General features: G+C 71.7%; 20 protein-coding genes. 10 read left to right on the forward strand and 10 right to left on the reverse strand.

The features are described from left to right. Nucleotides 1-88: 88 nt before the first annotated feature. Nucleotides 89-1,552, forward strand: a complete 1,464-nt coding sequence (locus AAIB33_RS13925) for an aldehyde dehydrogenase (NADP(+)) (protein ID WP_345800560.1) — start codon at nucleotides 89-91, stop codon at nucleotides 1,550-1,552. Between the two features lie 78 nt (nucleotides 1,553-1,630). Here AAIB33_RS13925 and AAIB33_RS13930 read toward each other — a convergent pair whose 3' ends face one another. After that, on the reverse strand, nucleotides 1,631-2,644 hold the full coding sequence (locus tag AAIB33_RS13930) for a LacI family DNA-binding transcriptional regulator (protein WP_345800561.1): 1,014 nt from the start codon (nucleotides 2,642-2,644) through the stop codon (nucleotides 1,631-1,633). Nucleotides 2,645-2,883: 239 nt separating this feature from the next. On the opposite strand from AAIB33_RS13930, the gene galE reads away from it, so the two are divergent. Next, on the forward strand, nucleotides 2,884-3,861 hold the full coding sequence (galE, locus tag AAIB33_RS13935) for a UDP-glucose 4-epimerase GalE (RefSeq protein WP_345800562.1): 978 nt from the start codon (nucleotides 2,884-2,886) through the stop codon (nucleotides 3,859-3,861). Between the two features lie 55 nt (nucleotides 3,862-3,916). Further along, nucleotides 3,917-4,288 carry a hypothetical protein gene (locus AAIB33_RS13940; RefSeq protein WP_345800563.1) on the forward strand — a complete coding sequence of 124 codons (372 nt, stop codon included), beginning with the start codon at nucleotides 3,917-3,919 and terminating at the stop codon, nucleotides 4,286-4,288. A 6-nt stretch (nucleotides 4,289-4,294) separates the two neighbouring features. On the opposite strand, the gene AAIB33_RS13945 is transcribed toward AAIB33_RS13940, so the two are convergent. Then, on the reverse strand, nucleotides 4,295-5,299 hold the full coding sequence (locus AAIB33_RS13945) for a substrate-binding domain-containing protein (protein WP_345803439.1): 1,005 nt from the start codon (nucleotides 5,297-5,299) through the stop codon (nucleotides 4,295-4,297). A 72-nt stretch (nucleotides 5,300-5,371) separates the two neighbouring features. Between AAIB33_RS13945 and galT the strand changes: the two genes are divergently transcribed. Together galT and galK are read left to right on the forward strand one after the other, a co-directional pair. Then, nucleotides 5,372-6,538 (forward strand): galactose-1-phosphate uridylyltransferase, encoded by a 1,167-nt coding sequence (galT, locus tag AAIB33_RS13950; RefSeq protein ID WP_345800564.1) that lies wholly within the window; start codon nucleotides 5,372-5,374, stop codon nucleotides 6,536-6,538. Further along, nucleotides 6,535-7,713, forward strand: a complete 1,179-nt coding sequence (gene galK / locus AAIB33_RS13955) for a galactokinase (protein ID WP_345800565.1) — start codon at nucleotides 6,535-6,537, stop codon at nucleotides 7,711-7,713. Before galT ends, galK begins: the two co-directional genes overlap by 4 nt. 114 nt (nucleotides 7,714-7,827) lie before the next feature. Here galK and AAIB33_RS13960 read toward each other — a convergent pair whose 3' ends face one another. Continuing rightward, nucleotides 7,828-9,051, reverse strand: a complete 1,224-nt coding sequence (locus AAIB33_RS13960) for a DUF4190 domain-containing protein (RefSeq protein WP_345800566.1) — start codon at nucleotides 9,049-9,051, stop codon at nucleotides 7,828-7,830. A 148-nt stretch (nucleotides 9,052-9,199) separates the two neighbouring features. Here AAIB33_RS13960 and AAIB33_RS13965 point away from each other — a divergent pair, with 148 nt between their 5' ends. Continuing rightward, a complete protein-coding gene (locus tag AAIB33_RS13965; protein ID WP_345800567.1) occupies nucleotides 9,200-10,054 on the forward strand; it encodes an alpha/beta hydrolase in 855 nt (284 codons plus the stop codon). 93 nt (nucleotides 10,055-10,147) lie between these two features. Here the strand turns inward: AAIB33_RS13965 and AAIB33_RS13970 are convergent, their stop codons facing one another. Continuing rightward, nucleotides 10,148-12,481, reverse strand: coding sequence for a glycoside hydrolase family 3 C-terminal domain-containing protein (locus AAIB33_RS13970; RefSeq protein ID WP_345800568.1), 2,334 nt, complete (start codon nucleotides 12,479-12,481; stop codon nucleotides 10,148-10,150). 23 nt (nucleotides 12,482-12,504) lie between these two features. Beyond that, nucleotides 12,505-13,767 (reverse strand): MFS transporter, encoded by a 1,263-nt coding sequence (locus AAIB33_RS13975; protein WP_345800569.1) that lies wholly within the window; start codon nucleotides 13,765-13,767, stop codon nucleotides 12,505-12,507. A gap of 152 nt (nucleotides 13,768-13,919) precedes the next feature. Here AAIB33_RS13975 and AAIB33_RS13980 point away from each other — a divergent pair, with 152 nt between their 5' ends. Both AAIB33_RS13980 and AAIB33_RS13985 read left to right on the forward strand, forming a co-directional pair. Then, on the forward strand, nucleotides 13,920-14,534 hold the full coding sequence (locus tag AAIB33_RS13980; RefSeq protein WP_345800570.1) for a TetR/AcrR family transcriptional regulator: 615 nt from the start codon (nucleotides 13,920-13,922) through the stop codon (nucleotides 14,532-14,534). Continuing rightward, nucleotides 14,527-16,011, forward strand: coding sequence for a carboxylesterase family protein (locus tag AAIB33_RS13985; protein ID WP_345800571.1), 1,485 nt, complete (start codon nucleotides 14,527-14,529; stop codon nucleotides 16,009-16,011). The genes AAIB33_RS13980 and AAIB33_RS13985 overlap by 8 nt, the downstream gene beginning before the upstream one ends. 105 nt (nucleotides 16,012-16,116) lie before the next feature. Here the strand turns inward: AAIB33_RS13985 and AAIB33_RS13990 are convergent, their stop codons facing one another. The 3 genes from AAIB33_RS13990 to AAIB33_RS14000 all read right to left on the reverse strand — a co-directional run bounded on the left by AAIB33_RS13990 (nucleotide 16,117) and on the right by AAIB33_RS14000 (nucleotide 21,776). Further along, nucleotides 16,117-19,683: a S8 family serine peptidase gene (locus AAIB33_RS13990; protein WP_345800572.1), complete on the reverse strand. Its 3,567-nt coding sequence runs from the start codon at nucleotides 19,681-19,683 to the stop codon at nucleotides 16,117-16,119. 171 nt (nucleotides 19,684-19,854) lie between these two features. After that, entirely contained in the window at nucleotides 19,855-20,730 is an 876-nt protein-coding gene (locus tag AAIB33_RS13995) for a site-specific DNA-methyltransferase (protein ID WP_345800573.1), read from the reverse strand. Next, nucleotides 20,727-21,776 (reverse strand): biotin/lipoate A/B protein ligase family protein, encoded by a 1,050-nt coding sequence (locus tag AAIB33_RS14000; RefSeq protein WP_345800574.1) that lies wholly within the window; start codon nucleotides 21,774-21,776, stop codon nucleotides 20,727-20,729. Before AAIB33_RS14000 ends, AAIB33_RS13995 begins: the two co-directional genes overlap by 4 nt. 245 nt (nucleotides 21,777-22,021) lie before the next feature. Between AAIB33_RS14000 and AAIB33_RS14005 the strand changes: the two genes are divergently transcribed. Continuing rightward, nucleotides 22,022-23,605 (forward strand): DEAD/DEAH box helicase, encoded by a 1,584-nt coding sequence (locus AAIB33_RS14005; RefSeq protein WP_345800575.1) that lies wholly within the window; start codon nucleotides 22,022-22,024, stop codon nucleotides 23,603-23,605. Between the two features lie 70 nt (nucleotides 23,606-23,675). On the opposite strand, the gene AAIB33_RS14010 is transcribed toward AAIB33_RS14005, so the two are convergent. Both AAIB33_RS14010 and AAIB33_RS14015 read right to left on the reverse strand, forming a co-directional pair. Then, the gene (locus tag AAIB33_RS14010; RefSeq protein ID WP_345800576.1) at nucleotides 23,676-25,229 is read right to left on the reverse strand and encodes a glycoside hydrolase family 6 protein; all 1,554 of its coding nucleotides are present in this window, start codon (nucleotides 25,227-25,229) and stop codon (nucleotides 23,676-23,678) included. A 136-nt stretch (nucleotides 25,230-25,365) separates the two neighbouring features. Then, complete coding sequence (locus AAIB33_RS14015; RefSeq protein WP_345800577.1) at nucleotides 25,366-26,217, reverse strand: alpha/beta hydrolase; 852 nt, start codon at nucleotides 26,215-26,217, stop codon at nucleotides 25,366-25,368. A gap of 99 nt (nucleotides 26,218-26,316) precedes the next feature. Here AAIB33_RS14015 and AAIB33_RS14020 point away from each other — a divergent pair, with 99 nt between their 5' ends. Continuing rightward, the gene (locus AAIB33_RS14020; RefSeq protein WP_345800578.1) at nucleotides 26,317-26,793 is read left to right on the forward strand and encodes a MarR family transcriptional regulator; all 477 of its coding nucleotides are present in this window, start codon (nucleotides 26,317-26,319) and stop codon (nucleotides 26,791-26,793) included.

Here is a 26,793-nt window from a genome sequence, read left to right on the forward strand (position 1 = left end):
CCGCCCCGGCAAGACTCCGCAGACGGGCAGCCGCACGGCGCGAGACCCGCCCGTGCGAGACGCCTCCTGAACCGAAAGGACCCACCGCATGACCAGCACCGCCGTCCGAGGGACCACCCTCGCCGAGCTCGCCGAGATCGTCGCGGCCGCCGCCGCGGCGGCGCCCGTGTGGCGCGCGTCCTCCGCCGCCGAGCGGGCCGGATGGCTGCGGGCCGCCGCCGACGCGGTCGACGCCGCCGCCGATGAGCTCGTCGAGATCGCCGACCGCGAGACCCGCCTCGGCGCCGCGCGCCTGCGCGGCGAGGTCGGCCGCACGACGGGTCAGCTGCGCCTCTTCGCGACCGTCGTCGAGGAGGGCTCGTACCTCGAGCTCACGATCGACGGCGCCGACCCCTCGGCCACGCCACCGCGCCCCGAGCTGCGCCGCATGCTCGTCCCGGTCGGCCCGGTCGCGGTCTTCTCCGCGTCGAACTTCCCTTTCGCGTTCTCGGTCGCGGGCGGCGACACGGCGTCGGCCCTCGCCGCCGGGGCGCCCGTCGTCGTGAAGGCCCACTCGGGGCATCCCGAACTGTCCCGCCGGACGGCGGAGATCGTCGCGGCGGCTCTGGAGGAGGCGGGTGCGCCGGCCGGTTCGCTCGCGCTGATCGAGGGACGGGATGCCGGGAACGCCCTCGTGCAGCATCCCGTGATCCAGGCCGCCGGCTTCACCGGATCGCTCTCCGGTGGGCGCGCCCTCTTCGACCTCGCGAGCGGCCGCCCCGACCCCATCCCGTTCTACGGGGAGCTCGGCAGCGTCAATCCCGTCGTCGTGACGCCCACCGCCGTCGCCGCCCGCGGCGCCGCGCTCGCGCAGGGCCTCGTCGGGTCGTTCACGCTCGGCGTCGGGCAGTTCTGCACGAAGCCCGGCGTGGTCTTCGTGCCGCGGGATGCCGGATTCGAAGAGCTCGTCGCCTCCCACGCCACCTCGGCGGCGGGCGGGCCGCTCCTGACCGACCGCATCACGGCGGCGTTCCCCGAGGGCGTCGACCGCCTTGTCACCGATCCGTCGGTGTCGGTCGTGGCGGGTGCCCGCTCGGCCGCCGGCGACGACTTAGCCCAGCCCGTCGTGCTCGCGACGGACGCGACCGCGGTCGCGGAGCGTCCCGACGTGCTGCTCGAGGAGTGCTTCGGCCCGGTCACGCTCCTCGTCCGCTACGACGGGCCCGACGACCTGCGCCGCGCGCTCGAGGCCGTGCCGGGCAGCCTCACGGCGACGCTCCACTCCGAGCCGGGCGACGACGTCGCCGATGTGCTCGACCTCCTGCAGCTCAAGGCAGGGCGCGTCCTCTTCGCCGGCTGGCCGACGGGCGTCGCCGTCACGTGGTCGCAGCACCACGGCGGCCCGTGGCCCGCGACGACGTCGCTGCACACGTCGGTCGGGGCGACGGCGATCCGCCGGTTCCTGCGGCCGATCGTCTTCCAGGACGCCCCCGAGGCGCTGCTGCCGGAGCCGCTTCGGGATGCCTCGCTCGAGCACCTCCCGCACCGCCGCAACGGAGTGCTCACGGCCTGACCGGCCTGTTTCCCCCGTCGCGGGCGGACCGCGCCCCGCACGCGTGCGCGAACGCGGGGCGCGGCATCCAATCTGCTGTCAGGGGTAACCGACGGTGGAGGCGCGCACCGACAGCTCCGGCTCGAACCGGATCGCCACGCCCGCCGGTTCCGCGGCGCCCGAGACGAGCTGCAGCAGCCGCTCGGCGGCGGCTCGGCCCATCTCGCGCGCGGGCTGCCGCACCGACGTGAGCGGCACGGCGGCGACCGCGGCGAAGTCGATGTCGTCGTAGCCGACGATCGCGACCTCGTCGGGCACGCGCACTCCCCCGCGCAGGAGGCCGTGCACGACGCCGCACGCGAGGTGGTCGTTCGTCGTGACGATGCCGTCGGGGCGCTCGTCCGCGGGCATCGCGGCGATCATCTCGCCGAGCTGGATGCCCCATCCCGGGCCCGTCCGCGGTGCGAACGTCGCGTCGATCCGCGCGCCGGGGGTCGCCGCGACGGCCTGCCGCGCACCTGCGAGGCGCTCGCGCACCTGCCGCACCCCCTCCTCACCTCCGAGGAAGGCCAGGCGCGTGCGGCCGAGGTCGATAAGATGCTGGGCCGCCATCCGACCGCCCGCGACGTCGTCGAACGACACGGAGTCGAGCACCCCGTCGTCATCGACGCGATCGACGAGGACGACCGGGATGCTGCGGGCCAGCCGCCGCGCGAGCCGCTCGCCCGGCTCGCCGAACGGCGAGACGAGCGCGCCCTCGACCTGCACGCGGCCGAAGAGCTCGAAGTACTCGCGCTCCTTGACCTCGTCGTCGTCGCTGTTGCCGACCAGCACGCGCAGCCCGCCCGAGCCGGCGGCATCCTCCGCTCCCGTGACGAGATCGCTGAAGAACGGGTTCGTGATGTTGATGACGGTCATGCCGAGGAGGCCCGAGCGTCCGACGCGCAGCTGCTGCGCCGCCTGGAGCGGCACGTAGCCGAGCTCGTCCACGGCCTCGCGCACGCGGACGACGATGTCGTCGCTCACCCGCTCCGGCCGGTTGAGCGCGTTCGACACCGAGCTCATCGACACGCCGGCCCGGCGCGCGACATCCCTGATGCCGACCCGCTTCATCGCAGAACCCCCCGCCCACATGACCGTGAAACGTTTTACAGCCTATCGCTTCTCGGCAAGCGGTTACCCGTCGCGCGCCGCCACGAGTTCAGCGGCGCTGATTCCCCGTATCCGCCGCGAAACGCCGCAGCCGAAGCGTCGGGGTCGCGGTCGATCGATGCTGTGCACGGGAAGCCGGAGCGGGCCGCGGCATCCGTCGGTTTCAGGAGTCGTTCACCGGAACCGGCAGAATGGGTGCCATGTCCTGGCTTGTGACCGGCGGTGCCGGCTATATCGGCGCGCACGTCGTGCGTGCGCTCGCAGCAGCAGACCTCGCTCCCGTCGTCATCGACGACCTCTCCAGCGGCCACGAGGGCTTCGTGCCCGAGGGCGTGCCGTTCGTGCGCGGCACGATCCTCGATGCGGCGCTCGTCGAGAAGGCCCTCCGCGATCATGACGTCGAGGGCGTGATCCACGTCGCGGGCTACAAGTACGCCGGCGTCTCGGTGCGCCGGCCCCTGCACACGTACGCGCAGAACGTCGAGGGCACCCGCGTCGTGCTCGAGGCGATGCAGGCGGCGGATGTCGCGAACATCGTGTTCTCGTCGTCGGCCGCCGTCTACGGCACCCCCGATGTGCCGCTCGTCACCGAGGACCTCCCGAAGCGCCCGGCCAGCCCGTACGGCGAGTCGAAGCTCATCGGCGAGTGGCTGCTGCGCGATCAGGCGACCGCGACGGCCGAGTCGGAGCATCCCCTCCGCCACACGTCGCTGCGCTACTTCAACGTCGTCGGCTCGGGCGACCCGGTCGTGTACGACACGAGCCCCCACAACCTCTTCCCGCTCGTCTTCGAGGCGCTCATCGAGGGCCGCACACCGCGGATCAACGGCGACGACTACGACACCGAGGACGGCACGAACGTGCGCGACTACGTGCACGTCGCCGACATCGCCGCCGCGCACGTCGTCGCGGCGCAGCGCCTCGCCGCCCGGCAGGCCATCGAACCGGCCTACAACCTCGGCTCGCAGAACGGGCTGTCGGTGAAGCAGATCATGGATGCCATGGCCCGCGTGACCGGCATCGACTTCACGCCCGAGATCGGCCCCCGTCGCCCCGGCGACCCCGACCGCATCGTCGCCACCGGCGAGCTCGCCGCCCGCGACCTCGACTGGGCGAACCGCTACACGGTCGACGAGATGGTCCGCACGGGCTGGGAGGCCCGTCGCGCGCACAGCTGATTTCATCCCTCTGGGGTGACGCGGGGCGCCCGACCCCGTCGCTAGCCTGTGGGCCATGGCAACGAATCGTCGGCCGTTCGGCGTCACCCTCGTCGCGCTCATCGCGTGGATCAGCGGCGCGGTCGCGGTCATCCGGGGCATCGTGACCGTGGCCAACCCGCCCACGAGCGACGACTGGTCGGGGTGGATCGGCGTCGCGATCGGCGTCGTGACCGTCCTCGTGAGCTTCGGGCTGTTCGGCGGGAACTCCGCCGCACGCGTCCTCGTGACGATCGTCTTCGTCCTCGACCTCGTGAGCGCGCTCATCACGCTGTTCACGTACTTCGGGCCGCTCGTGGTGCTCGGGGCGGTCGTCAGCGCGGCCCTCGCCGTGATCGGCATCCTGCTGCTCTACACGCGGCGCGCGAACGCGTTCTTCCGCGGCTGAGCCGCGTCAGTCGCGCGGAGCGGCGGTGCTGTTCCGCAGGGTGAGCTGCGTCTCGATCGTCTCGTAGGCCCCAGCGGCCGATCGACCCGCCTCGATGCGATCGACGAGCAGCGCGATCGCCCGCTCCCCGAGCCGGTCGAAGTCCTGCCGCACCGTCGTGAGCGGCGGGCGGTAATCTGCCGCGTCGGCGACATCGTCGAACCCGACGACGCTCACGTCGCGCGGCACAGACCGGCCGTCACCGGCGAGCGCGCGCAGCATCCCGAGCGCCATCTGGTCGTTCGCGACGAACACGGCACTCGCGTCGGGCGGCAGCTCCGCGCCGGCCGCGTGACCCGAGGCGGCACTCCAATCGCCGCGAAGGGGGGTGGATGCCTCGGCCCCGGCCGCAGCGAGCGCGTCACGCCAGCCGCGCTCGCGCTCCGCCGCCGCGAACGAGCCGGTCGGCCCGGCGAGGTGGTGGACGGTCCGATGCCCGAGCGCGAGGAGATGCTCCGTCGCGGCGCGGGCGCCGCCCGCGTGGTCGGTCACGACGACGCCGAACCGGTCGTCGCGGGGCGAATCGACGACGACGAGCGCGAGATCGGCCGGGGTCGAGGCATCCCGGACCAGATCCGTCGCCTCGTTCAGGACGATGGCTCCGTCGACGCCCTGGTCGCGAAGGCGCTCGAAGGCCCCCGCGATGGCGGAGGCGGCGCTCTTGCCTCGCGGCGTGGCGGTCGCAGCGCCGAGCGTCACGACGACGAGCGAGTAGCCGCGCGCGGCCGCGGCATCGGCGACGGCCTGCAGCATGCGCGAATTGCCGACCGTCGCGAGCGTCGACGCGACAAGGCCGACCGTCTGCGTACGACCCGTGCGGAGGGCGCGGGCGGCGCGGTGCGGACGGTAGCCGAGGCGCGACATGGCCTGCTCGACGCGGAGGCGCGTGGCGGGGTCGACGCGGGGACTGTCGTTCACGACACGCGAGACCGTCTGCCCGGACACGCCGGCGAGGGCACCCACATCGGCCATCGACACTCGACGCTCCATGATCCCCTCGCCTTCCATGTTGACGATAACACACGGCGGAGTTAGCATGTTGACGTGAACACGATCGACACCACCCCCGAGCGCCTCGGCGCGGGCGTCGTCAAGCGCGCCACCCGTCTCGCCGACGGGCGCGAGCTCATCTACTTCGACGACCCGGACACGACGCTCGGCGCCGAGCGCAACGTCGACGCCCGCACGCTCGACCCGCGCCCCGAGACGGCGACGATGCGTCTCGACATCCTGACCGGCGACTGGATCTCGGTCGCCGCCGCGCGCCAGAACCGCGCCTTCCTGCCCCCCGCCGAGCTGGATCCGCTCGCGCCGCAGACCGCGACCAACCCCAGCGAGATCCCGTCGCTCTACGACGTCGCCGTCTTCGAGAACAAGTCGCCCTCCTTCGGGCCCGCCCTCGCGGAGGCCCACGGCGACGCCCCCGCGGGCTCGAACCCCCCGCTCGGACTCGACGACCTCCAGGCGCTGGGCCTCGGCCGCACCCGCACGAGCGTCGGCCGCTGCGAGGTCGTCTGCTTCAGCCCCGAGCACTCCGGCTCGTTCGGCACGCTCTCGGTCACGCGCGCCCGCACCGTCATCGAGGCGTGGGCCGACCGCACCGCGGCGCTCTCCGCGCTCCCCGGCGTCGAGCAGGTGTTCCCGTTCGAGAACCGCGGCGAGGCGATCGGCGTCACGCTGCCGCACCCGCACGGGCAGATCTACGCCTACCCGTACATCACGCCGCGCACGACCCGGCTGCTCGACTCGATCGACCGCACCGCACCGGACCTCTTCGCGCGCATCCTCGACTTCGAGCGGGGCTCCGAGCGTGTGATCCTCGAAGGCGAGCACTGGACGGCCTTCGTGCCGTTCGCCGCGCGCTGGCCGCTCGAGGTGCACCTGCTCCCGCATCGCCACGTCGCCGACTTCACCGACACGACGGATGCCGAGCGCGACGAGCTCGCGCCGCTCTACCTGCGGCTGCTGCGCGGCGTCGACGCGCTCTACGACTCCCCCACGCCCTACATCGCGGCGTGGCACCAGGCGCCCGTCAACGTGGGCCGCGACTCGGTGCGCCTGCACCTCGAGCTCACGAGCCCCCGCCGGGCCGCCGACAAGCTGAAGTTCCTCGCGGGATCCGAGGCCGCCATGGGCGCCTGGATCGGAGACGTCCCGCCCGAGACCGCGGCCGCTCGCCTGCGCGACGCCGTGGAAGGAGTGACCCTGTGACCACCGCCCCCGCCGCCGACGCGCGTGCCCTCTTCGTCGACCTCGTCGGCAGCGAGCCGACGGGCGTCTGGTCGTCTCCCGGTCGGGTCAACCTCATCGGCGAGCACACCGACTACAACGACGGCTTCGTCTTCCCGTTCGCGATCGAGCACCGCACGTACGTCGCGCTCGGCACGCGCACCGACGGCCGCATCCGCGTCGCCTCGACCTTCACCCCCGAGGTCGTCGAGGTCGCCCTCGACGAGCTCGACGACCTCTTCCCGGCCCGCCGCGACGAGATCGCCGAGTGGGCCCGGTACCCGCTCGGGGTCGCGTGGGCGCTCGCGAAGACGACGGGATCGGATGCCGCCACCGGCGTCGACCTCGCGATCGCGTCCGACGTGCCCGTCGGCGCGGGGCTGTCGTCGTCGGCCGCCATCGAGGGCGCCGTCGCATCGGCGCTCGACGAGACGTGGGGGCTCGGCCTCGACCGCGTCGCCCTCGCGAAGATCGGCCGCACCGCCGAGAACGAGGCCGTCGGCGCGCCGACCGGGATCATGGACCAGATGTCGTCGATGCTCGGACGCCCCGACGCCGCAATCTTCCTCGACTGCCGCTCGCTTGAAGCCGACGTCGTCGATCTCGGATTCGCGGATGCCGGCCTCGAGCTGCTCGTGATGGACACGGGCGTCAAGCACTCCCACGCCACCGGCGGCTACGGCGAGCGCCGCGCCTCGTGCGAGCTCGGCGCCCGGACGCTGGGCGTCGCGGCGCTGCGCGACGTGTCGGTCGACGACCTGCCGCGCGCGGAGGAGCTGCTCGACGACGTGACGTACCGCCGCGTGCGACACATCGTGACCGAGAACGCCAGGGTGATCGAGACGGTCCGGACGCTCCGCGAGAAGGGCCCCGAGGCGATCGGCGACCTCCTCGTCGCGTCGCACGTCTCGATGCGCGACGACTTCGAGATCTCGGCGCCCGAGCTCGACACGGCGGTCGACGCCGCACTCGCGGCCGGTGCGATCGGCGCCCGCATGACGGGCGGCGGATTCGGCGGCGCCGCGATCGCGCTCGTGTCGCACGACTCGGTCGATCAGGTTCGGGATGCCGTCACGGCGGCCTTCGCCGACGCCGGCTACGCCGCACCGCACATCTTCACCGTCACACCGTTAGAGGGCGCACGCCGCGACAACTGACCCCCTCCGCGCCGGCTGAGGCTGACGACCCCTCGACAAGCTCGGGGACCCTGGGGCGGGGCGTCTGCCGAGGGTGACGACCCCTCGGCAAACCCGGGCCGGAGGCAGACGGGCTCAAGGGAGGGGCGTGAGCTCCTCCACCCGGTGGATCTCGAGCGACAGGAGGTCGTCGGCCGTGCCATCGTCGAACTCGACGGTCGTCACGCCCAGTACGCGGGCCCAGACCTTGACGTGGTCGAGCTCCGCGATCGACGCGAACTCGGGGCATCCCTCGGTCTGCGACTGGCTCGAGGCGGCGAAGGCGATCGCGAACTCGCTGTAGCCCTCCCACGTGTCCTGCAGGCTGTCGTCGACGTTGATCATGATCTGGCACTCACCCGTGATGTCGTCGAACTCCTGAACCTCGCCGTAGAGGATGTAGTCCTCGCCGAAGTGCGCACCGGGGTCGGCGACGACGGCGGCGAAGGCCGCGTCGTCGATCGGCACGAAGGTCGACAGATCAGCCGAGTCGTCGCCCGTGCCGGGATCGACCGGCGCCGACGACGCCGACGGGGCGGGGGCCGGCTCCCCCGCGCCGGACGACAGCGTCTGGAACGTCGTGATGAAGAAGAAGAACACGACCCACAGGATGATCGCGGTGAGGATGCCGAGTCCTCCCGTCACGATGCCGGTGATCGCGAAGCCCCGGCGCTGCCGGCGGCCGAGGGCGATACTGCCGAGCACGACCGCGGCGATGCCCGCGAGGATGCCGACGAGCGGCAGCCAGCAGAAGACGAGCGACACGATGCCGACCACCAGGGTCGCCGTCGCGAGCCCCGAGCGAGGCGGCTCGGTCGACTGGCCGTAGACGGGGTAGCCGGGCGCCGCATACCCGGCGGGGTCGGCGTAGCCGGTCGCAGCGCCGTAGCCCGGCACGGCATAGCCGGACGGCTCGCCGTAGCCCGGCTGGGCCGGGTACACCGGCACCGTCGGATACTCGGGACCCGACGAGTAGCCGGGCACCTCGTACCCCTGCTGTCCCGGGGGGTAGCCGGGCGCCGGATACGGAAGGGTCTGCTCCTGCCCGGACGGATACGGCGCCGCTCCGGGATATCCGGGCACCGCATACCCGGGAGGCGCCTGCGGAACGGGAGGCACCGGCGGCACCGGCGGCACCGGTCCCGGGGCCGCGGGTCGAACGTGCTCTTCTCCCGCCGCAGTCGCGGCAGGCGCGGCATCCCGAACCGTCTGCTCCGTCTCGTGCGGCGCCGACACGGGTGCCGCCTCGGGAGACGACGAGGGCTCCGGCGCGCCGGGCACCGGGGCGCCCGGATCGACCGGCGGAGGGGGGTTCGACATCCGGCCAGTATGGAGCAGACCCGCGGCGTGCGGCCACTCGGCGGGTAGTCCTGTGGACGAAGCCGCGCAAGGCCTGGCGGGTCGCTCAGGGCGAGGCCTATCGTCGGACGGAGTCGGGGCGCCCGCTTCCCGGCCGGAAAGAGGGATCGTGGCGTACATCACCGTCGGGACCGAGAACTCGGTCGACATCAAGCTCTTCTATACGGACCAGGCGCCCGCCTCGGGCACGGCGACGGGGAACCCCGTCGTGCTCATCCACGGCTTCCCGCTCAACGGCGAATCGTGGGGCAAGCAGGCCGCCGCACTGCTCGAGGCGGGTCACCGCGTCATCGCCTACGACCGCCGTGGCTTCGGTCAGTCGACGAAGGCCGGCACGGGCTACGACTACGACACCTTCGCGTCGGACCTCAACGCCCTCATGGTCGAGCTCGACCTGCAGGACGCGATCCTCGTCGGCTTCTCGATGGGCACCGGCGAGGTCGCCCGGTACGTGTCGGCGTACGGCAGCGACCGCGTGTCGAAGGTCGCCTTCCTCGGCTCGCTCGAGCCGTATCTCCTCATCACCGACGACAACCCCGACGGAGCCGGCCCGCAGGACTTCTTCGACGGCATCGCGAAGTCCGTCGCCGACGACCGGTACGCCTTCCTCACCGGGTTCTACAAGGACTTCTACAACCTCGACGAGAACCTCGGCTCGCGCATCTCGCAGGAGGCGCTCGACGCGAGCGTGCAGGTCGCGAACCAGATGGGCAATGCGGCGATCGCCGCGGCACCGCTGACGTGGCCGACGGACTTCCGGGCCGACATCCCGAAGATCGACGTGCCCGCGCTCATCGTGCACGGCACCGCCGACAACATCCTCCCGATCGACGCCACGGGCCGCCGCTTCACGAAGCTGCTGCCCGACGCGACCTACGTCGAGATCGAAGGAGCACCGCACGGGATGCTGTGGACCCACGCCGCGGAGGTCAACGAGGCGCTCCTCGCCTTCGTGAAGAGCTGAGCTCAGCGGTCCCGGCAGTGCCGAGGGGTCGAACCTGCGTTGCGAGGCGCTGGGGTTCGACCCCTCGACAAGCTCGGGGACCGAGGCGGGGAGCTACGGCTGCTGCGGGGCGTTCGCCGCGGCGAGGAGGCCGTCGATCATCTCGGGCGAGACGTCGCCGCCCGCCATCATGCCGATGCGGCCGATGGGGAAGGACTCCATCATCTTCTCCATCGAGACACCCTCGGGCATGATCGACGCCGCACCCTCCATCATCTGGTTCATGCCGGCCATCGCCGCCTGCACCATGGGGCCTGCGACGGGGTGCGCGAACACCTCGCCGAGCGACGACTCACGCGTGAGCGGCAGGTTCACCGCGTCGCCCGAGACCGACACGACGGCGGACGAGCGGATGTCGCGGCTCGACGCCCCGACCTCGACCGTGTACGCGCCGCCCTCGACGACCCACCGGTCGGCGCGGACGTGCCAGTACGAGAGGTCGGCGCGGCGCACCGTGAGCACGACCTCGCGCGACTCGCCCGCCTCGAGCTCGACCGACGCGAAGGCTTTGAGCTCACGCGGCGCCCGCTGCACCGCCGAACCCGGCAGCGACGTGTAGACCTGCACGATCTCGCGGCCGGCGCGGTCGCCCGTGTTCGTGACCGTGAGCGACACCTCGATGTCGCCGTCCGCATCGACCTCGGCCGAGACATCCCCGTACGCGAAGGTCGTGTACGAGAGGCCGTGCCCGAAGGGGAACGCGACGTCCATGCGGCGCGCGTCGTACCAGCGGTAGCCGACGAAGAGGCCCTCGCCGTAGCGGACGTGACCCTCCTCGCCCGGGAAGTTGAGGAACGCGGGGGTGTCCTCGAGGCGGTGCGGGATCGTCTCGGCGAGCTTGCCCGACGGGTTGACCACGCCGAACAGCACGTCGGCGGTCGCACCACCGCCCGCCTGCCCGAGCAGCCACGCCTCGACGATCGCCGGAACGCGCTCGGCGAAGGGCAGCGCGACGACCGAGCCGTTCGAGAGCACGACGACCGTGCGCGGGTTCGCCGCGACGACGGCGTCGATGACGGCGAGCTGGTCGGCCGGCAGGTCGATGTCGTCGCGGTCGTACCCCTCCGACTCGAGACGCGCCGGGAGACCTGCGAAAACGACGGCGACGTCGGCACGGGATGCCGCGGCCACGGCCTCCTCGCGCAGGCGCGCGGTGTCGGCGGGGTCGGCGTCGGCCGACAGCGAGAAGCCGGCCGAGTACGAGGCATCCGGAGCCGCTGCGCGGATCGCGGTCAGCGCGTCGTCGAGGCGCGTCGGGTGGATCATCGACGACCCGGCCCCCTGGTAGCGCGGCTTCTCGGCGAAGGCGCCGATGACCGCGATGCTCGCGTCGGCGGCGAGCGGCAGGACGCGGGCGGGTTCCGCGTTCGACCCCTCGACACGGTCGGGGACCGCACCGTTCTGGCCGACCGGGGAGTTCTTCAGCAGCACGATCGAGCGCGACGCGGCCTCGCGGGCGAGGGCGTGGTGCGCGTCGACGTCGAGCGGCCCCGCGACCCGCGGCGTCGCCGCCCAGCGGGTCGCGAGGTGCGCGATGCGCGCGGCCGAGGCATCCAGCACCGACTCGTCGAGCTCTCCCGCGGCGACGGCCGCGACGAGCTTCTCGTCGGTCTGCCCGCCGTTGCCGGGCATCTCGAGGTCGAGCCCGGCCTTCAGCGCCGCGACGCGTTCGTTGACGGCTCCCCAGTCCGAGACGACGAGGCCCTCGAAGCCCCACTCGTCGCGGAGCACCGACGTGAGCAGCCAGGGATCCTCCGACGCGAAGACGCCGTTGATGCGGTTGTACGAGCACATGACCGTGTAGGGCTGGGCGTCCTCGACGACCCGCTGGAAACCGCGCAGGTAGATCTCGCGCAGCGGACGCGGGTCGACGTCGGACGAGGACCGCATGCGGTCCTGCTCCTGGTTGTTCGCCGCGAAGTGCTTGAGCGATGCGCCGACGCCCTGCGACTGGATGCCGCGCACGAGCCTCGTGCCGAGCACGCCCGACACGATCGGGTCCTCCGACAGGTACTCGAAGTTGCGGCCGCACAGGGGCGATCGCTTGATGTTGATGCCGGGGCCGAGGAGCACCGCGACGTCCTCGATGGACGACTCGACGCCGAGCGCCGTGCCGACGCGCTCCGCGAGCTCGACGTCCCACGACGAGCCGAGCGCCACGGCGGGCGGGAAGCAGGTCGCCGGCACCGAGTCGCCGATCCCGAGGTGGTCGCCGCCCTCGCGCTGCTTGCGCAGGCCGTGCGGACCGTCGGTCAGCATGACCGACGGGATGCCGCCGACCTCCTTCGTGCGCCAGAAGCTCGCGCCGCTCGTGAGCGCCGCCTTCTCCTCGACGGTGAGGCCTTCGACGGCCGCCGCGGCATCCGTCGTCAAAAAGGTGTCTGTCATGTCGATTCCTTTCGTGACAGGGGTCAGCGGGTGGCCTTGATCGGCCACACGGCGAAGGCGCCCAGGATGCCGAGCACGATCGCGATGGGGAAGAGGGCCTTGTAGCCGAAGGCGAGGACGATGGCGCCCGCGACGCCGGGCGCGAGCGTCTGCGGCAGGGTCGCGGCGATGTTGACGATGCCGAGGTCCTTCGCGAACGACTTCGCCGAGGGAAGCACCTCGCTCATGAGCGCCGTGTCGACCGCCTGGAACATGCCGAAGCCGAAGCCGGCGACGAAGGTCATGATCATCCACGCCGTGAGGTCCTGCCACATCCACGGCAGGAGGAACCCGAGGGCGACGACGATCGCCGACGCGAAGACGAAGGGCTTGCGGCGGCCGATCCTGTCGGAGAGCGGGCCGGACACCACAGTCGAGACGATGATGCCGACGAGGCTCAGGATGCCCAGCAGCGGGATCACGGTCTCGGGCGCCTCGACATGGAAGTAGTCCGTGAGGAGGTAGAGCTGGAATCCCGTCACCGCGAAGTAGCCCGTGTACAGGAGCAGGCGACCGGTGAACGCCCAGAAGAAGTCGGGATGCTTGACCGGGTTGACCCAGAAGGTCCGCAGGAAGTCGCCGAAGCTGAAGGGCTCCTTGGGCATCTCGGTGCTGGAGTAGTCGGGGTTGAAGACGACGAACAGGCTCAGCAGCACGATCGCGATGACCGCGAACACGATGTAGCCGAGCGTGATGCTGTGGAAGAAGAACGACGCGACGATCGAACCGCCGAGCGCTCCCACCATGAGGCCGACACCGGAGAGCGCGGCGAACGTGCCGCGTCGCTTGAGCGGAACCCGGTCGGGCATGACCGCGGAGAGGGGTCCCTGCGAGAAGTTGAAGAAGATCTGCACGAGCGTCCACGCGATGACGAGACCCACGATCGAACTCGCGAAGGCGAGGCCCACGAGGGCGAGGCCGCCCGCGAGGGCGCCGAGGAGGATCCACGGCGCGCGCCGGCCGAACCGCGAGCGCGTGCGGTCGGAGACCTGACCCGCGATGGGCTGCGCGAGCATCGCGGCGAATGCGCCGATCGTCGCGACGATCGTGAACGTCGCGACCTTGTTCTCGTCGCCGAACTGGAGTGCGATCTGCTGCGGGAGCAGGATGCCGGGCACCGCGCCCCACACGAGGAAGATGCCCAGGTTGGCCGGGATGATCCACCACATCAGGCGGCGGAGCCCCTTGACGGGCGCAGGGGGATCGTCGTTGCCTGCGGCGGTGGCGACGAAGGTGTTCTTCGTCATGGGAGCGGTCGGCTCGGTCGCGTGTTCCCTGGTGACGTGGTGCTCGGACGTCATTGTCGCGTGTTCCTCTCGGCATCCACCGTGGATGCCATCGCGAAAACCTTACGTTATTTGGTTTTGAGAAATCAAGCATCATTCGGTTTACTCGTCTCATGGCACAGCGAGGTTCCTACGCCAAGGGCGTGGCCAAGCGCGAGGAGATCCTCGAGCGTGCGCTCGACGTGATCGCCCGCGAGGGCTACCGCGGCGCATCGGTGAAAGAGCTGGCGGATGCCGTCGGATTGAGTCAGGCGGGGCTGCTCCACTACTTCGACAGCAAGGAGGAGCTCTTCACCGAGATCCTCCGCAAGCGCGACGAGGTCGACTCGCGTCAGTTCGCCCCGATGCCGACCACCGCGGATCCCGAGACGCTCCGCACCGGGTTCGTCGGCATCATCCGCCACAACGCCGAAGTGCCCGGGCTCGTCCAGCTCTTCTCCCGCATGGCGGTCGACGCCGCCGATCCCCAGCATCCCGCGCACAAGTACTTCCTGGAGCGCGGCGACAACCTGCGAGTGACGTTCGTCGAGGCGCTCGGCGAGCTGCAGCGTCGCGGTGAGCTCACCGACGCCGTCGATGCCGAGACGCTCGCCCGGATCTTCCAGGCCGTGTCAGACGGCATGCAGCTGCAGTGGATGCAGGACCCGTCGCTCGACATGGCCGCAACGGTGTCGGCGCTCTTCGACGCCCTCGATCCCCGCACCCGGAAGGCGTCGTCCGATGTCTGAGAGTCCCGCCCCCGTCGTCCGCATCGGCCCGGGAGAGGTGCGCGGCCTGTGGCGCGGCGAGCCCGGTTCGCCCGGCGCATCCGCCGCCTTCCTCGGCATCCCGTTCGCTCAGGCCCCCGTGGGCGACCTGAGGTTCGCCGCACCGGTCCCGCCGGAGCCGTGGGACGGCGTGCGCGATGCGTCCGAGTACGGCCCCACCGCGCAGCGCGGAGACACCGGGATCACGCTCATCCCCGAGCCGTCCGTGCCGGGCGAGGCGACCCTCAACGTCAACGTCTTCACACCGCGACCCGGCGAACGCGATGCGAAGCTGCCGGTGCTCGTCTACATCCACGGCGGCGGCTATGTCGCCGGCTCCCCCGCGAGCCCCTGGTACGACGGCCGCGCCTTCAACCGCGACGGCATCGTCACGGTGTCGGTGTCGTACCGCCTCGGCTTCGACGGCTTCGGGCACATCGCCGGCGCGCCCTCCAACCGCGGTGTGCGCGACTGGATCGCGGCCCTCGAGTGGGTGCAGGCCAACATCGAGGCGTTCGGCGGCGACCCTTCCCGCGTCACGATCGCCGGGCAGTCCGCAGGGGGCGGCGCCGTGCTGACGCTCCTCGGGCTCCCCGCCGCGCAGCACCTCTTCCACGCCGTGTGGGCCCTCTCGCCGGCCGTCGTGAGCATCACCGCCGAGCGCTCCCGCACGCTGTCGGCCAAGCTCGCGAACCTCGCCGGCGTCGCCCCGACCCGCGCGGGCTTCAGCTCGGTTCCCGAGGAGCGGCTGAAAGAGCTTCAGGATGCCGCGGTGCGGCCCGAGTCGAAGGACCCGCTCGCCGGCATGCAGGCCTTCCTCGACGACGGCCTCTCGTGGGGGCCGGCGATCGACGGCGACCTGCTCGAGCGGTCGACGCTCGAGTCCATCCGCTCGGGCGTCGGCGCCGACAAGCCGCTCGTCCTCGGGACGACCGACGACGAGTTCACGATGGTCACCGACGACGCGAAGGGCAAGCTCCGGTTCGTGCCGGTCGGGCTCGCGCTCGGCAAGGTCGGCCTGTCGCGCGACACGAGACGCGCCTATCTGTCCGCGAACGGCCCTCAGCGCCGCAAGGGGACGGCGGCCGTCCTCGGCCGCTTCGTGACCGACCACGTCTTTCGCACCGGAATCGTCCGCTTCGCGGATGCGCGAGGGGATGCCGCGACCTGGGCGTACCGGTTCTCCTGGGCCTCACCCACCCGAGGCTGGGCCCTCCACTGCCTCGACGTGCCGTTCTGGTTCGACTGCCTCGACGATCCGAACGTCGCGTCGATCGCGGGGGACGCTCCCCCGCGGCGCCTCGCGGACGCCGTCCACGGTGCGGCGGCCGCTTTCATCCGCGACGGCGACCCGGGCTGGCCGGAGTGGCACGGCGGCACGACCCGGGTCTTCGGCGGCGACCCCTCCAAGCCCGACGTGCTCCCCGACGGCTACGCGAGCGCGCGCGCCCTCCTCTGACGGGTCCGGTTCCCGAGCCTGCCGAGGGGTCGGCGCCGAGTCCGCGCAAACGAAAAGGAGAGTGGATGCCGCGGGCGCGGCATCCACTCTCCTTTCGTCCGTCTGCTACTTGACCGTGATCTTCGTCTCCTCGATCGGGACCGTGCGGAGGGAGTCGGAGCGGAGCGTGACCGCCGTCGTCCACGTGCCCTTCGCAAGACCCTTCAGCGTGTAGTCGAACGAGACCGAGCCGCCCGCCGTCGGCGGCGCCATGGTGACGAGCACCTCGTCGTTCGCCTTGGGCAGCGAGCTCAGCTTGGCCGAGCTCGTGCCGTCACGGTTCTCGGCGCCGACGAACCACGGCACGCCGGCATCCACCTTCGCGTCCTTGCCGTAGGCCATCGTCACGTCATCGGTGCCGTTCGTGCCGATCCACACCTCGAAGGTGTTGGTCGCCGTGGCACCCCACGTCGAGACGTTCTCCCAGTCGACGACGATCCACTTGTTCACGCCGTCGGTGAGGCTGCCGATGCGGATGTTCCCGCCCTTGCTCTGATCGAGGTCGGTCCACAGCGGGGCGATGACGTTGTTCGGCGGCGGCGTGCCGAGGCCCGTCGTCGGGTCGAACTGCACGTCGGCCGAGGAGGCGCCGCCGACCACGAGGTAGCCGTTCGACGTGATGCCGATGGAGTTGTAGACCTCGGAGCCGAAGGTGAACGAGGGGATCGTGTAGTTCACGTATCCCTCGTCGCTCAGGGGCGTGATCGGCGCGATCCCGAAGGCGCTCAGCGGGAGGTATCCGCCGCCCGGCGAGCTTCCCGGCGTCACCGCGACGCTCTGCACCGCGGCCGGCAGGGCCGGCGACAGCGTGCCGCTCCACGAGGCGCCGAGCGGCTGCTTCTTGGCGGGCGCCGTGACGCTCGTCGTCTGCAGCAGCGGGTTCGACGCGACGTTGATCTTCGCGTCGACGGGAACGGGCAGGAAGTTCGCCGCCGCGACCGTGCACGTCGTCGTCTTGCCCTTCGCGATCGTCGTCGGGTCGCACGACTGCGTCAGCGAGATCTTCGCCTCGCCGACGTCTGCCGCGACCGGCAGCACGACGGGGTTGAGCCCCGCCTTCTTCGGCGTGATCGTGATCTGGCCCTGCAGCCATCCGTCCGGAGCGCTGATGCCGTCGAGGATGATCGTGAGATCCTTCGACTTGCCCGCGGCGAGGGTGAACGTCGACGGCAGCACCGTGATCCGAAGGCCGCTGTCGGCCTTCGTCTTCACCGTGAACGTCTGCGACGCGCCGGTCACGTTCGTCACCGTGCGCTTGGTCGACACCGCTCCGGGAAGCGGGTTGACCTGCAGGCTCGGGATGTTGAGGTCGATCCGGCCGTCCGGGTCGGCGGCACTGGCGTAGAAGTCCTTCGCCGTGTCGCTGATCGTCAGGACGGGAGCGACCGCACGGTCGGCGCGGATGGAGCCCGCACCCCGATCGAAGACGCCCGCGGCCGAGCCGTCGACGTTCACGACGCTCTGAAGCGACGACGTCATGAGAGCCGACTTGATCTGACCCGGCGTCCACGTGGGGTGCGCGGCCTTGACGAGCGCCGAGACGCCCGCCGCGTGCGGCGACGACATCGACGTGCCCGCGATGGCCTGGTACAGCTGGCCCGTAGGCCCGCTCGCGACCTCGGTCGGCGTGGGGGTGTGCCCGGCGAGGATCTGCACGCCGGGAGCCGTGATGTCGGGCTTCAGGAAGTCGGTCACGGGACCGCGCGACGAGAAGCCCGCCATGACGTCGCCCTTCGCGACGGTCGCCTGGCCCTGCGCCCACGTCGCCGTCGCGTCGGGGTGCGCCGCGAGGAACGCGAGGAAGTCGTCGTTCGGACCCTCGAGGTGGATGGCCGGCAGGAAGTGGTTGTCCGTCTCGACGTCCGACGCGACGGGGTTGATCAGGATTATTCCCGCGGCGCCGCCCTGCGCGACGTTGTAGCCCTTCTCGACTCGACCGTTCGTGCCGCGCACGCAGACGACGACCTTGCCCGCGACGCTCGAGGGGAGCGGCTTCTGGCACAGCTCGTCACCGAGCGACTTGGCCGTGACGACGGGCTTGTCGGTGACGCCCTGCGTGAGGGTCGCGCCCTCCTTGACGTACGTGCTGCCGTCGCCCGCCGTGAGCACGAGGGCCGAGGTGTACGCGCGGTCGAACGTCGAGGCTCCGACCGTCGTCACCCACGGTCCTGCGTGGTCGAGCGTCGAGGCGCCCGGTCCCGAGTTGCCGGCGGAGGCGTTGACCGAGATGCCCGCCGCGAACGCGTCGAGGAAGGCGAGCTCGTCGGCGCTGTACGGGTCGGCACTGCCCGAGACGGAGTAGTTGATGACGTCGACGCCGTCGAGCACAGCCTGCTGGATCGACGCCACGAGGTCGCCCGTGAAGCCGCCGCCGGGGCCGAGGGCGCGGTACGCGATCACCGAAGCGCCGGGCGCCACACCGCTGGCGGGACCGCGGTCCACACCCAGGACGGGAGCCGACGCGACGTAGTCGCCGACGGCGGTCGTCGCGGTGTGCGTGCCGTGGCCCTCGGAGTCGCGCGCCGAGCAGACCAGGCCGGAGCAGTAGTCCTCCGCGCCGGCGGGCGTCGAGCTGCGCTGGTACGTGTCGAGGAAGGCGTAGGCGCCGATGAGCTTGTCGTTGCAGGAGAACGCCGGGCCGACGCTCCCGTCGCCGAACTCGCAGGCCCAGGGGCCGCCGGCCGGGGCGGAGAGGCCCTTGTCCTCGAGCATCGGGTGCTCCGGCCAGATGCCGGTGTCGATGACGCCGACGATGACGCCGGCCCCCGCCTTGTCGCGACCGCCGAGCGATGGCCACACGGCGTCGGCGCCGATGAACGTCGTCGCGTCCTCGTCGGGGGCGGGGGTGGTCGGGGGAAGGGTCACGCTGGGGGCGGCCGACGGCGTGGAAGCGTCGGGCGTCGCGGCGTCGGGCTTCGCATCCGGCTTCGCCGCATCCGGCGTGGCATCGGGCGTCGCGCTCGGGGTCGAGGTCGCGCTCGGCGCGGGCGTGGCGGCGTCGGTCGCGCTCGGCGTCGGCGTCGCCGCGTCGGTCGCGGCGGGCGTCGGGGTCGCGGTGTCCTGCGCGGCCTGGTGCAGCTCGTTGCCCTGGACGGCGGCGACGCTGCCAAGCTTCGCCACGTCCTTCGCGCGGTTGGCGGGGATCTCGACCGAGTAGCCGCCGTAGACCGTGACGTACGTGTCGATCGCGGTGGCGCCGGGGATGAGGGCGGCGACCTCGGCCTGCGAGGCGGCGATCTTGTCCTTGACGTAGGCCGTGTACTTCGCGACGGCCGCGCCGTTCTTCGCGAGCGGGATGCCGGTCACGCTGGGGCTCGTCGCGGGGTAGCCCTTGATGCCTCCCGCGTACGAGGCGACCGCGTCCACGTCGACCTTGACCATGATCGGGGTGACCGCCGCGTCGGAGCGGGCCAGCAGCTCCGCGTCGTCGGTGGCGAGCTTTCCGGACGCCGACTTGGCGCCGGACACCGAACCGCCGTCGGGCGTGATGGTGGCGGACGGGTCGGGGGCCAGGTCTCCGACGTCTCGCGCGCTCGCGGGGGCGGCGACGCCGGCCACGAGCACAGCGGCGACGGCGATGCCCGTCAGCCATGTTCGAGAGGTGCGAGGGATACGGCTGCGGGCGTGTGTCATTGCACTCCTTGTGGGATGAGCATGCGGAACGAACACGAACCCATCGTGGGAACACGATGGAGCCGCCGCTTGGGGAGACGGCTGATCGCGAGGTTAGCGGTGCCTGTGCAGCAGATGAAAGACCTGGATATCTCGCGGGACCGGAGGTAGGGTGCGCGGGCCGCGTGAGACTCAGTCCGCCTGCGTGTGAGCCTCGATGCCGTGCGGGATGCGCGCCCGCATGACGGCGATCGCGTCGGGATTCGCGTCCACGAGCACGGCGTCGCGGCCGAGCGCCGAGGCGACGGCGCCCGTCGTGCCGCTCCCGGCGAAGAAGTCCAGCACCCGGTCGCCGGGGCGGGTGGATGCCTGCACGATGCGCCGCAGGATCCCCTCGGGCTTCTGCGTGGGATACCCGGTCTTCTCGCGTCCGGTCGTCGGCACGATCGTGTGCCACCACACGTCGGTCGGGAGCTTGCCGCGCTCCGCCTTCTCGGGAGTCACGAGGCCGGGCGCCATGTAGGGCTCCCGATCCACGGCCTCCGAGTCGAACCAGTACCGCGCCGGATCCTTGACGTAGACGAGGATCGTGTCGTGCTTCGTCGGCCAGCGGCGCCGGCTCTTGGCGCCGTAGTCGTACGCCCAGACGATCTCGTTGAGGAATCGCTCGCGGCCGAACAGGGCATCCATCAGCACCTTGGCGTAGTGGGCCTCGCGGTAGTCGAGATGCAGGTACAGCGTCCCGTCCTCGGCGAGCAGCCGCCACGCCTCGACGAGACGAGGCTCCAGGAAGCCCCAGTAGTCGTCGAACCTGTCGTCGTACGCCCGGAGGTCGCCGCGGAGCCGCTCGTACTCCCGCCCGTGGAATCCGCGCCGCACCACGGCATCCATTCCGCCAGTCCCGTGGGCGGACCGGGCGGTCTCGACGGTGCGCTCGCGCACGCGGCCGGTGTTGAAGGGCGGGTCGAGGTAGATCAGGGTGAAGGATGCGTCGGCGAAGCCGCGGACGACCTCGAGGTTGTCGCCCTCGTGGATCCAGACGCGGCCGGGGGCGGGTGCCTCGCTCACGGCACGCGGTGCAGCCACGCGTCCGTCGCGAATTTCGAGGCGACGAGAGCCTCCGCCTCGGCGTATTCCTCTTCGGTGATATGCCCCGGGACCGCGCCGTAGAGATGCGCGAACGTCTCGATGAAGCGCTCGATGATCGCCTCGCGCGGCAGGCCCGTCTGGCGCCGGAGCGGGTCGACGCGCTTCGCCGCCGATGCCGTGCCCTTGTCGCTCAGCTTCTCGCGGCCGATGCGCAGCACCTCGGTCATGACCTCGCCGTCCATGTCGTAGCTGAGGGTCGCGTGGTGCAGCACGCCGCCGTTCGCGAGGCGCTTCTGCGCCGCCCCGCCGATCTTGCCCTGCGGGCTCGCGATGTCGTTGAGCGGCTGATACGTCGCCTCGATCCCGAGCGAGCGCAGCGCCTGCAGCACCCAGTCGTCGAGGAACGCGTACGAGTCGGCGAAGGTCATCCCCGCGACGAGGGATGCCGGCACGTAGAGCGAGTAGGTCACGATCGAGTTCGCGCCCATCATCATCGCGCCGCCGCCCGAGATGCGGCGGACGACGTCGAAGCCGTGCTTCGCGGCACCCTCGGGGTCGACCTCGTTGCGGAACGACTGGAACGAGCCGATGACGACGGCTGACTCGTCCCACTCCCACAGCCGCAGCGTGGGCCGGCGGCGTCCGTCGCCGACGCGGCCCGTGAGCACCTCGTCGAGCGCGAGGTTCATCCGGGGCGAGACGGGCGCGTCGTGCACGATCTCCCACTCGAAGTCGCTCCAGCCCGGTGCCGTCACAAGCGCGCGCCGCACGGCCGTGCCGACCGACTCGGGCGTGAAGCCCAGCAGCTGCGCGCCCTCGGGGAGAGCGGCGCGGACGGCGGCGGCGATCGTCGCGACGTCCGCCTCCTGCGGGAGGCCGTTGACGGCGGCGTCGATGTCGAGCAGCGCGTCGTCGGGCTCGAGGAAGAAGTCGCCCGCGAGGTGGAAGTCGGCGATGCGCCCGTTCCTCACCTCGAGGTCTACGACGACGAGCTTTCCGCCGGGCACCTTGTATTCGCCGTGCATCCCCTCAGCCTAGAGCCGCCCCGTCCTCGGCGGCGGGCGGTGCCGGGAGGCATTCAGGATGCGGCATCCCGAGCCTGATAGCCTGGTGTCGCGGCCCCTGAGCCGCTGCGTCGACGTCATGATTCCGGGCTTTCTGCCCCGACGTCCTTTCGATCGGCGAACCGATGCGCGAACCCGCGCCGTCGCCCCTCCTCCGCACCGCAGCGCAGACCTGCGCTCGCGTGCGCTCTCCTGAAAGCACATCCATGCCCTCCTTCCTCGACCTCGGCGTGCCCGAGGCACTCGCCTCCGTCCTCGCCGCCTCCGGCAAGACCGAGCCCTTCGCCATCCAGCGCGACACCCTCCCCGACGCCCTCGCGGGCCGCGACGTGCTCGGCCGCGGCCGCACGGGCTCCGGCAAGACGATCGCGTTCTCGCTCCCTCTCGTCGCGCGCCTGTCCGGTGCCTCGTCGGCGCGGCGCATCTCGAACCGCCCCCGCGGACTCGTGCTCGCGCCGACCCGTGAGCTCGCGACCCAGATCGCGGCGACGATCGCGCCCCTCGCCTCTGCGGTCGGCCTCAACGTCACGACGATCTTCGGCGGCGTGAGCCAGAAGCCGCAGGAGCAGGCGCTCCGCGCCGGCGTCGACATCGTCGTGGCGTGCCCCGGCCGCCTCGAGGACCTCATGAAGCAGAAGCTCGTCGACCTCTCGGCGATCGAGATCTCGGTGCTCGACGAGGCCGACCACATGGCCGACCTCGGCTTCCTCCCGGGTGTCACGCGCATCCTCTCGGCGACGCCGCAGGGCGGCCAGCGGATGCTGTTCAGCGCGACGCTCGACCGCGGCGTCGACGTGCTGGTGGCGAAGTTCCTCCGCGACGAGGTGCGCCACGAGGTCGACGAGGCGAGCGTGCCGCAGGGCGTCATGACGCACCGCGTCTTCGTCGTCGCCGGCACCGACGAGAAGACGGCGCTCGTCCGTCACCTCGCCTCGGGCCGTGGCCGCCGCATCCTCTTCACCCGCACGAAGCACCAGGCCAAGAAGCTCGCGAAGCAGCTGACCGCCTCGGGCATCCCCGCCGTCGACCTGCACGGCAACCTCGGCCAGAACGCGCGCGAGCGCAACCTCGCCGCCTTCGGCGAGGGCGGCGTGCGCGTGCTCGTCGCGACCGACGTCGCGGCGCGCGGCGTGCACGTCGACGAGGTCGAACTCGTCGTACACGTCGACCCGCCCGTCGAGCACAAGGCCTACCTGCACCGCTCGGGCCGCACGGCGCGCGCCGGCGCCGAGGGCGTCGTCGTGACGGTCGCCCTCGACGCGCAGCGCGGCGAGGTCAAGGACCTCCTCCGCAAGGCCAAGGTGCAGGCCGCCCTCGAGCCGGTCGCCGCGTCCGACGACACCGTGTCGGCCCTCGTCGGCGAGCCCGCTCCGCGTGTCGCCCCGGCGCCCGTCGTCGCCGCCCAGCGCGGCGGGTCGCGTCCCGCCGGCTCCGGCTCGGGCCGCGGCGAATCCTCCGGCTCGCGCCCCTCGGGCTCGGGCTCGGGTTCCGGCGAGCCGGGTTCGGGCGGCTCGCGCCGTCGCCGCGGCGGTCGTGGACGCGGCGCCGGGGCTCAGGATGCCGCTCCCGCCGGCGCCGGACGCTCGGGTCAGCAGCAGTCGGGCGGAAAGCGCTCCGGCGCGCCGGCCGGTGCGGGTCGCGCCTCCGGCGCGACGCAGCAGTCCACGAAGCAGGGCGGTTCGGGCTCCGTTCGCACGGGCCAGCAGGCGCCGAAGCAGCGCTTCACGACGGGCAGCACCGTCTCGGAGATCCGCGGGCCGCGCACCCCGGGCCGCCGCGCGCGCGGCTGAGCCGCAGCATCCATTCCGGGAAAGACGCGGGGAAGCGGGCGGGGACTGTGCCCGCTCCCCCGCGCCGGGATCAGTCGGAGTAGCAGGCGGCGCCGTCGAGCCAGAAGATCCACGGCTGCTCGGCCGCGCCCTTGACGCTCAGCACGACGTCGGGCGCGTTGCCGGGCTTGGCGCCCGTGCCCGACACCGAGACCGCGTGACCGCTCTGGGTCACCGAGCCGTGCGTGGCCTTCGTCACCTTCTGGTCTCCCGCGAGCACGAACGACACGGTCCACGGCGCGCCGGCCGCGGCGCCGTCGAGACGCAGCTTCGCCGATGACGCCTTGCCCGAGCCCGAGGCATCCCACGCCACATGGCAGTCCAGCGGTGCGATCGGAGGCTGGGCGAGCTCGATGAGCTCACGCGCCTGTTCGACGAACCACTGTCCCGCCGCCGGGTCCTGGATGCCCCGCTCGGGGTCGAGCGGACCACCGGTGCCCCGGAAGCACTGGCCGTCGGACTCGCCCGGCACCTTCACCCACAGGTAGGCGTCGATGAACGGGTCGCCCGTCTCGGTCGTCGGCCGCGCGCCGAGTCCGCGATCCGGCGGGTTGCACCAGACCTCGGGGTCTGCGCCGGCGGGCGCGCCCGGATACGGAGCCGAGGGCCCCGCCCACGGTCCCTGGCCGTTGCGGCTCGTGTCGAGCACGAAGTGCGCCTGCGAGGCAGGGTCGCGCACAACGCCGGTGTCGGCGTACGCCTTCGCGTACGCGGCATCCGTCAGCCCCCACGTCGAGAAGTCGCCCGGGTTCGCGGGGTAGTACTGGCTCGCGCACCAGGCGGGCTCCCACCAGGAGTTCTGCGAGAGGTTGATGCAGTCCGAGATCCAGGTGCCGTACTTCTGCAGCTTCGGGGTCTCGACGTAGTTCGACACGTTGAGGAAGAAGCCCGTCGCCCGCTCGACGCCCGCCTTGATGAGCCGGTCGGAGATATCGCCCACTCCGAGCCACCCGCTGTGCGTGCCGTCGAGGTAGACGCTCGTCGCAGGAAGCGCGCCGAGCGCGTCGATGGCGTAGTTGAGCTGCTCATAGCGGTCCGCGGAGGCCGTCGCCGGGTCGAGCTCGGCGGGTCGGCACCACTCGGCGTTGCCGTTGATGTCGGTGTTCCACGGGATGATGCCGAGGCCGTCGGGTTCGAGGATCACCGTCGCGGGACGATCGCCGATGCCGGCCGCGAGGCCGTCGATCCACGCCTCGTAGGCGGCGGTGTCGGCCGCGCCGCCCGCCGAATACTGCGCGCAGTCGCGGAAGGGCAGGTTGTACGCAACGAGCACGGGCATCTTCCCCGCCGCCGCGGCACCGTCGACATATGTGCGCGCCCCGGCCTGCACTTCGGCCGGCGTCCCCTTTGTGAACCACGTCGCCGAGGCGATGCTGCCGAGCAGCTGCGCGTCGTCGCGGGCCTGGCCGCTCAGCGACTGCGCCGCCTCGAGGGTGGTGCTGAAGGGATCGACGTACAGGCTCGATCCGGCGAGCCCGCCCGGGTCGTACGCCTGGGCGGGCGAGAGGGCGAGGAGGGATGCCGCGGCGAGCGCGGCGACGGAGACGCCGGCCGCGAGGCCGCGTCTCGTTCGGGATGAGGACATGTCACTCCAGGGGGTCGTCGTCGACTCCGGCCGCACCGTCGCGACCGGTCCTGCCGTCGGCCCGTGGAGTCGTGGGAGCGCTCCCACGCGACCGACTGACGCCAGGATGCCCGCACAGGGCGGCGCCGGTCAAGTGTCAGTCGCGAGCGGGGAATCGCGCGTCGAGCCACGCGAGGAGGTCTGCGCGCACATCGGCCTGGTTGATCTCGTTGAAGATCTCGTGGCGCGCGCCGGGGTAGACGAGCGTCGTGACGTCGGTGAGACCTGAGCGCGAGCGGTACGCGTCGGCCAGCTTGTGCACGCTGACGGGTCCGCCGACGGTGTCGTCGCGTCCGACGAGGAGCAGCACCGGCGCATCGTGGCCGAGGTTGCGGCGGGGGCGCCCGAACACGCGGGCCGTCTCGACCAGCCCGAACAGCTTCTGCATCGGATCGGACGTCGTGAGCGGGTCGTCGAGGAACGTGGCGCCGACGGAATGGTCGGACGCGAGCCACTCGAGGCCATGGCCGTCCTTCGACTTCCACGGCGCATTGAGGTCGCCGGCGTTGAGCGACCCGGGCCACCGCAGCGCCGACCCCGACAGCACGACCGCGTCGTAGGCCTCGGGGTGGTCGTTGAAGAGCTTCTGCGACAGGAACGATCCCCAGGAGTGCCCGAGCAGGATGAGCGGCAGGCCCGGATTCTCCGCGCGGATGAGCTCGGTGAACTGCCACACGGCCGCGACGGCGGCGCGGTAGCCGCCGGGTCCCAGACGCCCGAGCTTCGTCTTGTCGTCGCCGTGCTGCTTCATGCCCGTACGGCCGTGGCCGCGGTGGTCGTCGGCGTAGACGGTGTAGCCGTCGGAGGTCAGCGCGTCGATGAGCGCCCCGTAGCGGCCGGCGTGCTCCCCCACTCCGTGCAGCAGCTGCACCACGGCGCGCGGGGTGGTCTTGGCGGGGTGGACGTCGTAGACGATCGCGATGCCGTGTGCATCGGTGAACTCGGGCATGCGCCTGAGTCTAGGGCGGCGGGATGCCGCATCCCGGCCTCCTCCACACGCGCACGGCGCTTTACTTAGCAAGGCTAATGAGCTACGCTAAACAATCTCATGAGCTCTGCGACCTCCCTTCCCACCGAAGCCCCGTCCGAGCAGCTCGAGCCTCAGGAAGACCTCGCCGCAGAGGCATCCGATCTGCGCATCGCCACCTTCCGACTCGCACGACGCCTGCGCGCGCAGCGCGCGGTCGACTCCATGAGCGACGGCCAGTTCGCCGTGCTCGCGACCCTCAAAGTGCACGGCCCGCACACGCTCGGCGAGCTCGCCGACCGCGAGCGGGTCTCCGCTCCCTCGATGAACCGCACGGTCAACTGCCTGCAGGATTCGGGCTACCTCACGCGCACACCCGACGACGACGACCGTCGCAAGGTCAACATCGCCCTCACCGACACGGGGCTCGACGTCGTCGAGGAGACCGTGCGACGCCGCGACGCGTGGCTCGAGGCCGCGCTCGCCGATCTGCCCCCGGCCAAGCGCGCCGTGCTGATGGAGGCGGCCGAGATCATGCGGGAGGTGGCGGCGCTGTGA

It is taken from the genome of Microbacterium sp. AZCO (assembly GCF_039614715.1).
Lineage (GTDB): Bacteria > Actinomycetota > Actinomycetes > Actinomycetales > Microbacteriaceae > Microbacterium.

Excerpts from the sequence above, each read along its gene's own strand:
- AAIB33_RS13925 (WP_345800560.1), top strand. The coding sequence starts at position 89 with ATGACCAGCACCGCCGTCCGAGGGACCACCCTCGCCGAGCTCGCCGAG.
- AAIB33_RS13930 (WP_345800561.1), bottom strand. The coding sequence starts at position 2,644 with ATGAAGCGGGTCGGCATCAGGGATGTCGCGCGCCGGGCCGGCGTGTCG.
- galE (WP_345800562.1), top strand. The coding sequence starts at position 2,884 with ATGTCCTGGCTTGTGACCGGCGGTGCCGGCTATATCGGCGCGCACGTC.
- AAIB33_RS13940 (WP_345800563.1), top strand. The coding sequence starts at position 3,917 with ATGGCAACGAATCGTCGGCCGTTCGGCGTCACCCTCGTCGCGCTCATC.
- AAIB33_RS13945 (WP_345803439.1), bottom strand. The coding sequence starts at position 5,299 with ATGGCCGATGTGGGTGCCCTCGCCGGCGTGTCCGGGCAGACGGTCTCG.
- AAIB33_RS13960 (WP_345800566.1), bottom strand. The coding sequence starts at position 9,051 with ATGTCGAACCCCCCTCCGCCGGTCGATCCGGGCGCCCCGGTGCCCGGC.
- AAIB33_RS13970 (WP_345800568.1), bottom strand. The coding sequence starts at position 12,481 with ATGACAGACACCTTTTTGACGACGGATGCCGCGGCGGCCGTCGAAGGC.
- AAIB33_RS13975 (WP_345800569.1), bottom strand. The coding sequence starts at position 13,767 with ATGACGAAGAACACCTTCGTCGCCACCGCCGCAGGCAACGACGATCCC.
- AAIB33_RS13980 (WP_345800570.1), top strand. The coding sequence starts at position 13,920 with ATGGCACAGCGAGGTTCCTACGCCAAGGGCGTGGCCAAGCGCGAGGAG.
- AAIB33_RS13985 (WP_345800571.1), top strand. The coding sequence starts at position 14,527 with ATGTCTGAGAGTCCCGCCCCCGTCGTCCGCATCGGCCCGGGAGAGGTG.
- AAIB33_RS13990 (WP_345800572.1), bottom strand. The coding sequence starts at position 19,683 with ATGACACACGCCCGCAGCCGTATCCCTCGCACCTCTCGAACATGGCTG.
- AAIB33_RS14000 (WP_345800574.1), bottom strand. The coding sequence starts at position 21,776 with ATGCACGGCGAATACAAGGTGCCCGGCGGAAAGCTCGTCGTCGTAGAC.
- AAIB33_RS14005 (WP_345800575.1), top strand. The coding sequence starts at position 22,022 with ATGCCCTCCTTCCTCGACCTCGGCGTGCCCGAGGCACTCGCCTCCGTC.
- AAIB33_RS14010 (WP_345800576.1), bottom strand. The coding sequence starts at position 25,229 with ATGTCCTCATCCCGAACGAGACGCGGCCTCGCGGCCGGCGTCTCCGTC.
- AAIB33_RS14015 (WP_345800577.1), bottom strand. The coding sequence starts at position 26,217 with ATGCCCGAGTTCACCGATGCACACGGCATCGCGATCGTCTACGACGTC.
- AAIB33_RS14020 (WP_345800578.1), top strand. The coding sequence starts at position 26,317 with ATGAGCTCTGCGACCTCCCTTCCCACCGAAGCCCCGTCCGAGCAGCTC.